At 51.0% G+C, this 13,836-nt stretch carries 14 protein-coding genes; 10 read left to right on the top strand and 4 right to left on the bottom strand.

The window, feature by feature from the left end; translation table 11 throughout:
* The first annotated feature begins 36 nt into the window (after positions 1-36).
* The gene (gene dld / locus FEK66_RS11675) at positions 37-1,752 is read left to right on the top strand and encodes a D-lactate dehydrogenase (protein WP_135494516.1); all 1,716 of its coding nucleotides are present in this window, start codon (positions 37-39) and stop codon (positions 1,750-1,752) included.
* A 98-nt stretch (positions 1,753-1,850) separates the two neighbouring features.
* On the opposite strand, the gene pbpG is transcribed toward dld, so the two are convergent.
* Positions 1,851-2,783: a D-alanyl-D-alanine endopeptidase gene (gene pbpG / locus FEK66_RS11670; RefSeq protein ID WP_130207042.1), complete on the bottom strand. Its 933-nt coding sequence runs from the start codon at positions 2,781-2,783 to the stop codon at positions 1,851-1,853.
* A gap of 173 nt (positions 2,784-2,956) precedes the next feature.
* The gene (locus tag FEK66_RS11665) at positions 2,957-3,544 is read right to left on the bottom strand and encodes a Yip1 family protein (protein ID WP_001295454.1); all 588 of its coding nucleotides are present in this window, start codon (positions 3,542-3,544) and stop codon (positions 2,957-2,959) included.
* Positions 3,545-3,712: 168 nt separating this feature from the next.
* On the opposite strand from FEK66_RS11665, the gene FEK66_RS11660 reads away from it, so the two are divergent.
* A complete protein-coding gene (locus FEK66_RS11660; RefSeq protein ID WP_130261138.1) occupies positions 3,713-4,270 on the top strand; it encodes a DedA family protein in 558 nt (185 codons plus the stop codon).
* A gap of 51 nt (positions 4,271-4,321) precedes the next feature.
* On the opposite strand, the gene mdtQ is transcribed toward FEK66_RS11660, so the two are convergent.
* A complete protein-coding gene (gene mdtQ / locus FEK66_RS11655) occupies positions 4,322-5,761 on the bottom strand; it encodes a multidrug resistance outer membrane protein MdtQ (protein WP_135407353.1) in 1,440 nt (479 codons plus the stop codon).
* Between the two features lie 159 nt (positions 5,762-5,920).
* On the opposite strand from mdtQ, the gene yohP reads away from it, so the two are divergent.
* On the top strand, positions 5,921-6,067 hold the full coding sequence (gene yohP / locus FEK66_RS26285) for a small membrane protein YohP (RefSeq protein WP_205712816.1): 147 nt from the start codon (positions 5,921-5,923) through the stop codon (positions 6,065-6,067).
* A 373-nt stretch (positions 6,068-6,440) separates the two neighbouring features.
* On the opposite strand, the gene dusC is transcribed toward yohP, so the two are convergent.
* On the bottom strand, positions 6,441-7,388 hold the full coding sequence (dusC, locus tag FEK66_RS11645) for a tRNA dihydrouridine(16) synthase DusC (protein ID WP_135407355.1): 948 nt from the start codon (positions 7,386-7,388) through the stop codon (positions 6,441-6,443).
* Positions 7,389-7,660: 272 nt separating this feature from the next.
* On the opposite strand from dusC, the gene FEK66_RS11640 reads away from it, so the two are divergent.
* The 7 genes from FEK66_RS11640 to preA all read left to right on the top strand — a co-directional run bounded on the left by FEK66_RS11640 (position 7,661) and on the right by preA (position 13,573).
* Positions 7,661-8,059, top strand: a complete 399-nt coding sequence (locus FEK66_RS11640) for a CidA/LrgA family protein (RefSeq protein WP_001295452.1) — start codon at positions 7,661-7,663, stop codon at positions 8,057-8,059.
* The gene (locus tag FEK66_RS11635) at positions 8,056-8,751 is read left to right on the top strand and encodes a CidB/LrgB family autolysis modulator (protein ID WP_130207051.1); all 696 of its coding nucleotides are present in this window, start codon (positions 8,056-8,058) and stop codon (positions 8,749-8,751) included. Before FEK66_RS11640 ends, FEK66_RS11635 begins: the two co-directional genes overlap by 4 nt.
* Positions 8,752-8,880: 129 nt before the next feature.
* Positions 8,881-9,765 carry a cytidine deaminase gene (cdd, locus tag FEK66_RS11630; RefSeq protein ID WP_135494518.1) on the top strand — a complete coding sequence of 295 codons (885 nt, stop codon included), beginning with the start codon at positions 8,881-8,883 and terminating at the stop codon, positions 9,763-9,765.
* A gap of 185 nt (positions 9,766-9,950) precedes the next feature.
* Positions 9,951-10,670, top strand: coding sequence for an outer membrane permeability protein SanA (gene sanA / locus FEK66_RS11625; RefSeq protein WP_130207054.1), 720 nt, complete (start codon positions 9,951-9,953; stop codon positions 10,668-10,670).
* Between the two features lie 2 nt (positions 10,671-10,672).
* Positions 10,673-10,912 (top strand): DUF2542 family protein, encoded by a 240-nt coding sequence (locus FEK66_RS11620; protein WP_130207056.1) that lies wholly within the window; start codon positions 10,673-10,675, stop codon positions 10,910-10,912.
* 193 nt (positions 10,913-11,105) lie between these two features.
* Positions 11,106-12,344, top strand: a complete 1,239-nt coding sequence (locus FEK66_RS11615) for an NAD(P)-dependent oxidoreductase (RefSeq protein ID WP_135494520.1) — start codon at positions 11,106-11,108, stop codon at positions 12,342-12,344.
* Positions 12,338-13,573: an NAD-dependent dihydropyrimidine dehydrogenase subunit PreA gene (gene preA, locus FEK66_RS11610; protein WP_130207060.1), complete on the top strand. Its 1,236-nt coding sequence runs from the start codon at positions 12,338-12,340 to the stop codon at positions 13,571-13,573. The genes FEK66_RS11615 and preA overlap by 7 nt, the downstream gene beginning before the upstream one ends.
* The last annotated feature ends 263 nt before the right edge of the window (positions 13,574-13,836 follow it).

Genomic DNA, 13,836 nt, shown 5'->3' with positions numbered 1-13,836 from the left:
TTTGTGATGTTTTTTCGCCACCACAAGGAGTGGAAAATGTCTTCCATGACAACAACTGATAATAAAACCTTTTTGAATGAACTTGCCCGTCTGGTCGGTTCTTCATACCTGCTCACCGATCCCGCAAAAACGGCCCGCTATCGCAAGGGCTTCCGCTCCGGTCAGGGTGACGCGCTGGCCGTTGTTCTTCCAGGCTCGCTACTGGAATTGTGGCGAGTACTAAAAGCCTGCGTCACCGCCGACAAAATTATTCTGATGCAGGCCGCCAATACGGGTCTGACCGAAGGCTCGACACCAAATGGTAACGACTATGATCGCGATATTGTGATCATCAGCACCCTACGCCTCGACAAACTGCACGTTCTCGGCAAGGGCGAACAGGTACTGGCGTATCCTGGCACTACGCTCTATTCGCTGGAAAAAGCTCTCAAACCATTAGGCCGCGAACCGCACTCGGTAATTGGTTCATCGTGTATTGGCGCATCGGTTATCGGCGGTATCTGTAACAACTCCGGCGGCTCACTGGTGCAGCGTGGTCCTGCGTATACCGAAATGTCGTTGTTTGCACGCATTGATGAAAACGGCAAACTGACGCTGGTCAACCATCTGGGGATTGATCTGGGCGAAACGCCGGAGCAGATCCTCAGCAGGCTGGATGACGATCGCATCAAAGAGGATGATGTGCACCACGATGGTCGCCACGCCCACGATTATGACTATGTTCATCGCGTGCGTGATATCGAAGCCGACACACCTGCACGTTATAACGCCGATCCGGATCGCCTGTTTGAATCCTCCGGTTGCGCCGGAAAACTGGCCGTCTTCGCCGTGCGTCTCGACACCTTTGCAGCGGAAAAAAATCAGCAGGTGTTTTATATCGGCACCAACCAGCCGGACGTGCTGACCGAAATCCGCCGCCATATTCTGGCTAATTTCGAAAATCTGCCGGTTGCCGGGGAATACATGCACCGGGATATCTACGATATCGCGGAAAAATACGGCAAAGACACCTTCCTGATGATCGACAAACTAGGCACCGACAAGATGCCGTTATTCTTTAACATCAAGGGACGTACCGATGCGATGCTGGAGAAGGTGAAGTTCTTCCGCCCACACTTTACCGATCTCGCAATGCAGAAATTCAGTCATTTGTTCCCCAGTCATTTGCCACCGCGCATGAAAAGCTGGCGCGATAAATATGAACATCATCTGCTGTTAAAAATGGCGGGCGATGGCGTGGGCGAAGCCAAATCCTGGCTGGTAGATTTTTTCAAACAGGCCGAAGGCGATTTCTTTGTCTGTACGCCGGAAGAAGGCAGTAAAGCGTTTTTACACCGTTTCGCGGCGGCAGGCGCAGCGATACGTTATCAGGCCGTGCATTCCGATGAAGTCGAAGACATTCTGGCGCTGGATATTGCTCTGCGGCGTAATGACACCGAGTGGTATGAACATCTGCCGCCGGAAATCGACAGCCAGCTGGTGCATAAGCTCTATTACGGGCATTTTATGTGCTACGTCTTCCACCAGGATTACATCGTTAAGAAAGGCGTGGATGTGCATGCGCTGAAGGAACAGATGCTGGAATTGTTACGCCAGCGCGGCGCGCAATATCCTGCCGAGCATAACGTCGGTCATTTGTATAAAGCACCGGAGACGCTGCAAAAGTTTTATCGTGAAAACGATCCAACTAACAGTATGAATCCGGGGATCGGTAAAACCAGTAAGCGGAAAAACTGGCAAGAAGTGGAGTAAATACGGCTGGATGCCTGATGCGCAAGCACCGCATCAGGCACGGTCAACGAATGCCGGATGCGGCGTGAACGCCTTCTCCGGCCTACGGGCAAGCAAACTTAATCGTTCTGTGCCGTCTGCCCTGCCGCCGCCATCTGGGCGGCTTTTTGTTTTTTATAACTCAACGCCGCAGCCGGAACGGGCATCACTTTGCCGGTTTCAATCCATGTTCGCAGGCGGCTGGCATCGGCAAAATGGGTATATTTGCCAAACGCATCCATCACCACCAGCGCCACTGGTTTATTATTGAAAACCGTGCGCATCACCAGGCAATGCCCTGCGGCATTGGTAAAGCCCGTTTTGGTTAGCTGGATATTCCAGTTATCGCGATACACCAGATGGTTAGTATTGCGGAATGGCAGCGTATACGACGGATTAGAGAAGGTCGCCATATCTTCACGGGTGGTACTTAACTGACCGATCAACGGATATTGTTTGGTGGCAATCAACAATTTGGTCAGATCACGGGCAGTCGAAACGTTATGCACTGATAGCCCGGTCGGTTCAACGAAGCGCGTGTTATTCATCCCGAGAGCTTTTGCTTTCGCATTCATTGCTTTAATAAATGCGTTATAACCGCCAGGATAATGATGTGCCAGGCTCGCCGCCGCGCGGTTTTCCGAAGACATCAACGCCAGCAGCAGCATATCTTTACGGCTGATTTCACTGTTCAGTCGTACGCGCGAATAGACCCCTTTCATCTCCGGCGTCTGGCTGATGTCTACTTTTAGTTTCTCATCCAGCGGCAGTCGTGCATCCAGCACAACCATCGCAGTCATTAATTTGGTGATTGAGGCAATCGGACGCACCAGATCCGGGTGGTTCGAATAGATCACTTTGTTGGTATTAAGATCAACAATCATCGCGCTACCGGAAGCAATTTCCGGCTGCGAAGCAGTGGTAGCGGCTGCCGTTTTCGCAGCGGCCTGCGGTGCAAAAGGCACAGCCAGCATCAGGGCCAGGCTAAATAAAGAAACTCGAAATTTCGGCATGATGAGCATTCAAATAGTGGTTCACGCGCACGGGTTGCGCACCGCCGGAGTAAGGATTTACTGAGGCTAGCGAAGCCATCATAACGAGCAAAAAGTGCGGTCGTCAAAGGAGAATCGTGAGGAAATGCTGCATTGCTGACATTTACGCCAGCAATGCAACACAAAAGAACTTTCTAGAACAGACGATAACCGTACCCCCAAAGTATGACGGTAAGGGCGAGCAGGACTTCCAGTACCAGCACACCAATCGCCAGTGTCGAACTGGAGAAGCTAAGACCTTCCTCTTTGTTGATATTCAGGAAGCTTGGAATACCGAGATAAAGCAGATACCCCGTGTAAAACAGCGCCACCGTGCCGACCAGAGCACACAGCCAGACCAGCGGGTAAAGCGCTACCAGACCGCTTAGAAACAGCGGCGTCGCGACGTATCCCGCGAAGACCATACAGTGCGCAAGCGACGGGCGCTGTGGGTAATTGCGCGCCATCCACCAAATGACCCGCCCCATCACCGCGACCCCAGCCAGCATCACGCCATAAAACAAGACAGCCAACGCCAGTCCGGTAAACCAGGATAACTTCAGGATAGTGCCATCGCCAAAATTCCAGCCGATTTGCGTGGTGCCAATGAAGGCGCAAATCACCGGAATCGCCGCCATCAGCAAAACGTGGTGGGTGTAGTGGTGAGAAATCGTTTCGTTTTCACGATTAATTACCTGCATTTCACGATCGGGATGGGAAAACAGTCCCCAGACATGGCTCATACCGCCCCCTTGTTGTGAGTTCATGAACCTGACAGTTCAAGTATAAGTCAGCTTGTGATTATTTTTTGCGCGATCACTAAATTAGTGCACTGCCCTGCGGGGCTTTTTCTGCGTGAATGATTTACTGGGTGTATGCTTACAGGCAACCAAAGGGAGACAGACTGGCCTATGGATATTAATACGCTTATTTCACAATATGGTTATGCCGCGCTGGTACTTGGCAGTCTGGCAGAGGGTGAAACCGTCACCTTGCTCGGTGGTGTTGCCGCGCATCAGGGGCTGCTGAAATTCCCGTTGGTGGTACTTTCCGTAGCACTTGGCGGCATGATTGGCGACCAGGCGCTTTATCTGTGTGGACGGCGGTTTGGCGGCAAGCTGTTACGACGTTTATCAAAACATCAGGACAAAATTGAACGGGCGCAGAAGCTGATCCAACGTCATCCGTATCTGTTTGTTATTGGTACACGTTTTATGTATGGCTTTCGGGTGATTGGTCCGACGCTGATTGGCGCTAGTCAGCTACCGCCGAAAATATTTCTACCGCTGAATATTCTCGGCGCATTTGCCTGGGCGCTGATTTTTACCACCATTGGCTACGCAGGTGGCCAGGTGATTGCGCCGTGGTTGCACGAACTTGACCAACATTTGAAGCACTGGGTTTGGTTGATTCTGGTTGTGGCTCTGGTGGTTGGTGTTCGCTGGTGGCTGAAACGGCGCGGGAAATGAAACGCCGGTGAGGTCCAACGTTTCTCTGCTTAATACTTGATAAATGAGACATCAACCGCGTTTATAGCCCCCGCCCAGCGCACTGGTGAGTTGAATGGAGGCATCCAGCCATTGCCCTTGCAAAAGCAGGCCGTTGGCTCGTTCGCGAAGCGCCGGAATTCTGGCTTCACTGACGCGGGAACCCGCGATGATGCCCGCGTTAAATCGCGCCTGTGCCAGCCCCACCACTCGCATGGCATCGCGCTCAATTTGTGCCTGATGCTGGTTTTTCTCTGCCAGTATCTGCACCTGACTCGCCGCCCGCGCCACATCGTTCACCGCCTCGACCACTGCTTTGTTGTAGTTGGCAATCGACAAGTTGCTTTCGGCTTTCGCAATATCAAGATTGGCATTAAGTCTGCCGCTGTCGAATATTGGCAATGTCAGCCCCGCCGTGACGCCCATCTGTTGGGCGGAACTACGAAAAAGATCGCTTAAATGCAAGGCATCCTGTTGCAGGAAGGCCATCAGATTGATGTCGGGATAAAATGCCGCTTTTGCTGCGTCGATGGTACTTAACGACGACTCGACATACCAATGCGCCGCCTGCAAATCTGCCCGCCGGGCCAGCAAGGAATATCCCAGTTCATCAGGAAGCTGGCTTGCCACTTTCGGCAACGTGACCGGATGCAGCTTCAATGCGCTTTTCTGATGGTTGGTGAGCGCACTTAATCGCGCCTCGATAATTTTCATTTTACCCGCGACATCGTTGAGCTGTTGCTGGGTTTTACTGGCATTAATATCGGTTTCCACACCTTCAACCGAAGAGGTAATTCCACGCTGATAGAGCTGGCGATCGGTCGCAATAATGGTGTTCTGCTCTTTTTCGATTTGCAGCAAAACCGTGTTCAACGCCGCCTGAGTTTGCCAATCCCAGTACAAACGGGCCACGCTGCCAGCCAGCAATTGCCGGGTCTGCTCACGTTCCGCCACCCGAGCTTTTACTGAACCGAGGCGAGCAGTAACTTCCGCCCGATTCTTTCCCCAGATATCAAGATGCCAGCCCGCCGTTAAACCAAAAGTACCGTTGGTATACCACGGCCCCGTAGTTCCTGCGGCAGGATCGTTCAGGGCAAACGGCCCCATTAAACCTTCAGCCGACATTTTTTGCCGTTGCATATCCGCAGAAAAATCTACCTGCGGGCCATCCTGGGTCGCTGCTGCTTTCGCCTGCGCTTCAGCCAGTTGAATGCGCTGTTCAGCCACCTGCATATCCGGCGCGTTCTGTATTGCATTATTAATTAAGGAAGTGAGTTGATTATCGTGGTATTCCAGCCACCACTGGCTGTCTGGCCAACCGTTTTTCAATGCCGCCGGTAACGCAGTGTCCACTTGCGTGGCAGGCGTTTGCAGGTTTAACGCCTGACGAGTTTCGTGCACAGGCGCACACCCAGCCAACAAAATTAAAAGCGGAAAACAGAAGCTTGCTGCATTAAATGAATCACGATTCATGGGGAATAATCAGGTAAGAAACGGTGCGCGGAGATTACCGTGTGCGGCGAAATATTTTTTAGTTTCACGTGGCAATACATCAGCGGAAATAAAACGACATATCCAGAAAAATATACAATAAGTGAATGATATCCTCTGATTTATCTTAATCGTTTATGAATGACGGCAAAGAGTTTCATTTTTTCCTATACTTATTCAGCACTCACAAATAAAGGAACGCCAATGAAAATTATACTCTGGGCAGTATTGATTATTTTCCTGATTGGGCTACTGGTGGTGACTGGCGTATTTAAGATGATATTTTAAAATTAATTAATGTCATCAGATTCGAAAATAACGAGAATATTTCAGTCTCTCATCCTGTTGCGCTCCTGTCATGTGCATTGCTTCATATAATCACTGGCGCAAGGAGCGCGCAAGGGGCGGCCAATCGCCGCCGCCCCCTGCACCCCCGGGCTCTGGCGAACAAAATCGCCGCTGCGCGGTGCCCTCGGCTTATCCCTTACGGCTACCGGGTCGGGCGCGAGGTAACATCCCTGTAAGACGCGCCCTCAGCCCACATCCATGTGGGCTGCCCCGGCCTTCAGGGAACGCCTCGGCGATTTTGACGCCACCAAACAACCGTGCGGCCTATTGATAAAGAGCTAACACATTGTCAAAAAAACATCACTATAGTTTTTTAGAGTTTCTCGATATCAATTGCCTGAATAGCCCTTGCAATATCAGGGGAATTATTCAACACCCGCACATGCTGAAATAATTCCGTTGCTTCATCATATTCTTTACGTAAATAACTCAACCACTGCTTGATCCGCGCGACGTGATATAACCCGGTATCCCCCTGTTTCTCCAGACGGGTATACTTTTGCAGCAATGCAACGACCTCCGGCCATGGCATTCGCGGTTCGTTATATTTCACCACCCGACTCAGGTTGGGAATATTGAGCGCCCCGCGCCCAATCATCACCGCGTCGCAGCCGCTGATAGCCATGCATTGTTGCGCACTCTGCCAGTCCCAGATTTCACCATTGGCAATTACCGGAATATTCAGCCGCTGGCGAATCTCGCCAATCGCCCGCCAGTCAATATGCTCCGCGCGGTACCCCTGCTCTTTTGTCCGCCCATGCACCACCAGCTCCGTAGCGCCAGCCTGTTGAACAGCATCGGCAATTTCAAATTTTTTCTCGCCACTGTCCCAGCCCAAACGCACTTTCACGCTGACGGGCAAATGCGCCGGTACGGCTTCGCGCATCGCTTTCGCGCCCTGGTAGATGAGTTCGGGATCTTTCAGTAACGTTGCCCCACCACCGCTGCCGTTAACCGTTTTCGACGGGCAGCCGCAGTTAAGATCCACGCCCCAGGAACCTAATTCCACCGCACGGGCGGCGTTCTCTGCCAGCCATTGCGGGAACTGCCCCAGCAACTGTACGCGCACCAGCGTACCTGAAGGAGTACGGCTGGCGTTTTGTAGCTCAGGACAAATGCGATGAAAAACTTTTACCGGCAGCAGTTGATCCACCACGCGAACAAACTCAGTGATGCACAGATCGTAGTCGTTAACTTCGGTCAGCAATTCGCGCACCAGAGAGTCAAGTACCCCCTCCATTGGCGCCAGTAACACACGCATATCATCACCCGCAAAAAAATGAGGCGCTATGTTAGCGCCTCCGGTCAGCGGATTAAAGGTCTGCCGAGTGAGATTGCTGCAAAGCTGCAATCCCTCTCTATGCTTGATCTATGGCAAACACACTTTCTGTTGCGAAAAAGCAGATTTGCCTGAGTTCGCTGCTCACATCGTCATACCCAGGCGCGAAAAATAGCGATGAATTCTTAATGTGATCGGTAGCACGTTTTACGGATTAATTGTATGATGAATCCATCTCATCTGGGGTATTGATCATGAGTAAGACACTGAACATTATCTGGCAATATTTACGCGCTTTCGTCCTGATTTATGCCTGCCTGTATGCAGGCATTTTCATTGCATCCCTGCTACCGGTAACCATTCCGGGCAGCATTATCGGGATGCTGATCCTGTTTGTCCTGCTGGCCTTGCAAATTCTTCCGGCGAAGTGGGTCAATCCGGGGTGTTACGTTTTAATTCGCTATATGGCGCTATTGTTTGTGCCGATTGGCGTAGGCGTAATGCAATATTTTGATTTACTACGCGCGCAGTTTGGCCCGGTAGTGGTTTCCTGTGCAGTCAGTACGCTGGTGGTTTTTCTGGTGGTGAGCTGGAGTTCTCAACTGGTGCACGGTGAACGTAAAGTCGTAGGTCAGAAAGGATCAGAAGAATGATGGCAAATATCTGGTGGTCATTACCGCTGACGTTGATTGTCTTTTTTGCCGCCCGCAAGCTGGCGGCGCGGTATAAGTTTCCCTTGCTTAACCCGTTGCTGGTGGCAATGGTGGTGATCATTCCTTTTTTAATGCTAACCGGCATCTCTTACGACAGCTACTTTAAAGGTAGCGAAGTGCTAAACGATCTGCTGCAACCGGCGGTCGTCGCGCTGGCCTATCCTTTATATGAACAGTTGCATCAGATCCGCGCCCGCTGGAAATCAATCATCACCATCTGTTTTATCGGCAGCGTGGTAGCGATGGTAACAGGGACTTGCGTGGCATTGTTGATGGGGGCTTCACCGGAAATTGCTGCGTCAATATTACCGAAATCAGTCACTACGCCAATTGCGATGGCTGTCGGCGGCAGTATTGGCGGTATTCCGGCAATCAGCGCAGTTTGTGTCATTTTCGTCGGGATCCTCGGCGCGGTCTTTGGTCATACGTTACTTAATGCGATGCGTATTCGTACCAAAGCGGCGCGCGGTCTGGCGATGGGGACGGCTTCCCACGCCCTCGGTACGGCGCGCTGTGCTGAGCTGGATTATCAGGAAGGCGCATTTAGTTCGCTGGCGCTGGTGTTATGCGGGATTATTACTTCGCTGATCGCGCCGTTCCTTTTCCCAATTATTCTGGCAGTAATGGGCTAAAATTTGCGATGCGTCGCGCATTTTTGATGTACGTTTCACTTGTTGCATAATTAATGAGATTCAGATCACATATAAAGCCATAGCAGGTTCGTAAACTGTTATCCCATTACATGATTATGAGGCAACGCCATGCATCCACGTTTTCAAACTGCTTTTGCCCAACTTGCGGATAACTTGCAATCTGCGCTGGAACCTATTCTGGCAGACAAGTACTTCTCCGCTTTGTTGACCGGGGAGCAAGTCTCTTCGCTTAAGAGCGCAACCGGGCTGGACGAAGACGCGTTGGCTTTCGCACTGCTACCGCTGGCTGCGGCCTGTGCGCGTACGCCATTGTCGAATTTTAACGTCGGCGCTATTGCACGCGGCGTGAGTGGTACATGGTATTTCGGTGCCAATATGGAATTTATTGGTGCAACAATGCAGCAAACTGTTCATGCCGAACAAAGTGCTATCAGCCACGCCTGGTTAAGCGGTGAGAAAGCTCTCGCGGCCATCACCGTTAACTACACGCCTTGTGGTCACTGCCGTCAGTTTATGAATGAACTGAACAGCGGTCTGGATCTGCGTATTCATCTGCCGGGTCGCGAAGCGCACGCACTGCGTGACTATCTGCCGGATGCCTTTGGACCAAAAGATCTGGAGATAAAAACGCTGCTGATGGACGAGCAGGATCACGGCTTTACGCTCACTGGTGATGCGCTTTCTCAGGCAGCGATTGCCGCGGCAAACCGTTCGCACATGCCTTACAGTAAGTCGCCAAGCGGTGTAGCGCTGGAATGCAAAGACGGTCGTATTTTCAGCGGCAGCTACGCTGAAAACGCCGCATTCAACCCGACTCTGCCGCCGTTGCAGGGTGCGTTAATTCTGTTGAATCTCAAGGGTTATGATTACCCGGATATCCAGCGCGCGGTTCTGGCAGAAAAAGCCGATGCGCCGTTGATTCAATGGGATGCAACCTCCGCAACGCTGAAAGCTCTCGGTTGTCACAGTATCGACCGCGTTCTTCTCGCTTAAGCCTGGTGCCGGATGCGGCGTGAACGCCTTGTCCGGCCTACAGGTCTGGCACGCTGATAAGCGTTGCCTCAGGCTTGTCAGCGCTCTCCTGATGTCGAAAATCCCGGCAAACAGTTTACCGTTTCTTGCGCAAAAGCAGCGGGTAAAGTAGCCTGATAAAAATTTCCCGAGATCGAGTCTTCTGCATGTTAAAGCGTCTGTTCTACAGCCTGTTAGTCATGATCGGCTTGCTGCTGTTGACTGTGCTCGGCCTCGATCGCTGGATGAGTTGGAAAACCGCGCCTTATATCTACGACGAGTTGCAGGATCTCCCCTACCGTCAGGTCGGCGTGGTGCTTGGCACAGCAAAGTATTATCGCACCGGAGTCATTAATCAGTATTACCGCTACCGTATTCAGGGGGCGATTAATGCCTATAACAGCGGTAAGGTGAACTATCTATTACTTAGCGGCGATAACGCGTTGCAAAGTTATAACGAGCCGATGACCATGCGCAAAGATTTAATAGCCGCTGGCGTCGACCCCTCTGATATTGTTCTCGATTACGCGGGCTTCCGAACGCTGGATTCCATCGTACGCACGCGCAAAGTGTTCGATACTAACGATTTCATTATTATCACCCAGCGTTTTCACTGTGAGCGGGCATTATTTATCGCTTTACATATGGGTATTCAGGCCCAGTGTTATGCCGTACCATCACCAAAAGATATGTGGTCTGTCCGTATTCGCGAATTTGCCGCCCGTTTCGGCGCGCTGGCTGACCTTTATATTTTTAAACGTGAGCCGCGCTTTTTAGGTCCATTGGTCCCTATTCCGGCAATGCATCAAGTGCCGGAAGATGCGCAGGGCTATCCCGCCGTCACGCCCGAGCAGTTACTTGAATTACAAAAGAAACAAGGAAAGTAGTTATGGATGTACAGCAGTTTTTTGTCGTTGCCGTTTTTTTCCTAATCCCTGTATTTTGTTTTCGCGAAGCGTGGAAAGGCTGGCGTGCTGGCGCGATTGATAAACGGGTTAAAAATTCGCCGGAACCGGTGTATGTCTGGCGCGAAAAAAATCCGGGACTCTTCTTTGCTTATATGGTGGCGTATTGCGGTTTCGGAATTTTATCTATTGGCATGATTATTTATCTTATTTTCTATCGTTAATATCTCCCTCTCCAGTTAATTATTGAGAATAATTATTACTTCACCTGATAAGCTGCGGATATCACATTCTTAACCGCGGCTATTTGTGAATCCTTTCACAGTTTAAATTTCCCCGCACGCTTAGCCTTAATATCAATACATTATTATTCACTAAACGCTCGCCTTAATTACCTATAGCATTAAGGAAGATCACATGCCGCAACAAAATTATCTGGATGAACTCACTCCGGCTTTTACGCCTTTACTGGCGATTAAAGAAGCCTCTCGCTGTTTATTATGTCACGACGCGCCCTGTAGTCAGGCTTGCCCGGCGCAAACCGATCCGGGAAAATTTATTCGCTCAATTTATTTTCGTAATTTTAAAGGTGCTGCCGAGACAATTCGCGAAAATAACGCGCTCGGTGCCGTTTGCGCCAGAGTATGCCCGACGGAAAAATTATGCCAGCGCGGTTGTACACGAGCCGGTGTCGACGACCCAATTGATATTGGTCGCTTACAGCGTTTTGTTACTGATTTCGAACAGCAAACCGGAATGGAGATTTATCAGCCCGGTAGTAAAACACTCGGCAAAGTGGCGATTATTGGTGCAGGCCCCGCCGGGCTACAAGCGAGTGTGACACTGACCAACCGGGGATACGACGTCACTATTTATGAAAAAGAAGCACAGCCAGGTGGTTGGCTGCGTAATGGCATTCCACAATTTCGTTTGCCGCAATCGGTGCTGGATGCAGAAATCGCCCGTATCGAAAAAATGGGGGTGACCATTAAGTGCAATTGCGAGATTGGTAAAACACTCACGCTGGAACAATTGAAAGCGGAAAACCGAGCGGTACTGGTGACTGTCGGTTTATCGCGCGGTGCCACCCTGCCGCTGTTTGAGCATAGCGATGTTGAGATCGCCGTCGATTTCCTGCAACGCGCACGCCAGGCACAAGGCGATATCAGCGTCCCGCAAAACGCATTAATTATTGGTGGCGGCGATGTCGCAATGGACGTTGCCAGCACGCTGAAAGTTCTCGGTTGCCAGGCAGTAACTTGCATAGCGCGTGAAGAGTTAGATGAGTTTCCGGCAAGCAAGAAAGAGTTCACCAGCGCTCAAAAATTGGGTGTATCGATTATCGATGGCTTTACGCCATTGGCTGTAGACGGCAATAAAGTGACGTTTAAACATGTTCGTTTACCGGGCGAACTGACGATGGCTGCGGACAAAATTATTCTCGCTGTAGGTCAACATGCCGAACTTGCCGCTTTTTCCGCACTGGAACCACAGCGCAACACCATCGAAACGCAAAATTACCAGACCCGCGACCCGCAACTGTTTGCCGCTGGCGATATTGTTGAGGGTGACAAAACCGTGGTTTATGCAGTGAAAACCGGGAAAGAAGCCGCCGAGGCGATTCATCATTATTTAGAGGGAGCTTGCTCATGTTAACGAAAGATCTTTCTATTACCTTTTGCGGCGTGAAGTTTCCCAACCCGTTCTGCCTCTCTTCTTCGCCGGTTGGCAATTGCTACGAGATGTGCGCCAAAGCCTACGACACCGGCTGGGGTGGCGTGGTGTTCAAAACGATCGGCTTTTTTATCGCTAATGAAGTCTCACCGCGTTTTGATCATCTGGTGAAAGAAGATACCGGTTTTATCGGCTTCAAAAATATGGAGCAGATTGCTGAACATCCGTTGGAAGAGAATCTGGCCGCCCTGCGTCGGCTGAAAGAAGATTACCCGGACAAAGTATTGATCGCCTCGATCATGGGGGAAAATGAGCAGCAGTGGGAAGAGCTGGCGCGTCTGGTACAAGAAGCTGGCGCGGATATGATCGAGTGTAACTTCTCCTGTCCGCAGATGACCTCCCATGCGATGGGTAGCGATGTCGGGCAAAGCCCGGAGCTGGTAGAAAAATATTGTCGGGCAGTGAAACGTGGTTCCACGCTGCCAATGCTGGCGAAGATGACGCCGAATATCGGTGATATGTGCGAAGTGGCGCTGGCGGCAAAACGCGGTGGCGCAGATGGCATTGCGGCGATTAACACCGTCAAATCCATCACCAATATCGATCTTAATCAGAAAATCGGTATGCCGATCGTCAACGGTAAATCGAGTATTTCCGGTTATTCCGGTAAAGCAGTGAAACCGATCGCCCTGCGCTTTATTCAGCAAATGCGCACCCATCCAGAGCTGCGCGATTTCCCGATCAGCGGTATCGGCGGTATTGAAACCTGGGAAGATGCGGCGGAGTTTTTATTGCTCGGCGCGGCAACCTTGCAGGTGACCACCGGCATTATGCAGTACGGTTATCGCATTGTGGAGGATATGACGAGCGGGTTGTCGCATTACCTTGCCGATCAGGGATTTGATTCGTTGCAAGAGATGGTGGGGCTGGCGAATCATAATATTGTTCCGGCAGAAGATTTAGACCGCAGCTATATCGTCTATCCCCATATCAATCTCGATAAATGTGTTGGCTGTGGACGCTGTTACATTTCCTGTTATGACGGCGGTCATCAGGCGATGGAATGGAACGAGAAAACGCGCACGCCGCATTGTAATACCGAAAAATGCGTTGGTTGTTTGCTTTGCGGTCATGTTTGCCCGGTGGGTTGTATCGATCTCGGGGAAGTGAAGTTTAAGAAGGGAGAGAAAGAACACCCGGTAACGTTGTAAAACCAGCGTTGCATCCGGCATTTGGCATCTGTCGCCGGATGCGGCGCGAACGCCTTATCCGGCATACAAAACCATATAAATCAGTATGTTGTGCTCATTGTAGGCCGGATAAACGCGCCAGCGTTGCATCCGGCATTTGGCTCCTGTCGCCGGATGTGGCGTGAACGCCTTATCCGGCATACAAAACCATATAAATCAGTATATTGCGCTCATTGTAGACCGGATAAAACGCGCCAGCGTTGCATCCGGCAATACCCACATTC

Origin of the sequence: Escherichia sp. E1130 (assembly GCF_005781065.1) — a bacterium.
Lineage (GTDB): Bacteria > Pseudomonadota > Gammaproteobacteria > Enterobacterales > Enterobacteriaceae > Escherichia.
This window is presented reverse-complemented; position numbering and strand designations above follow the sequence as displayed.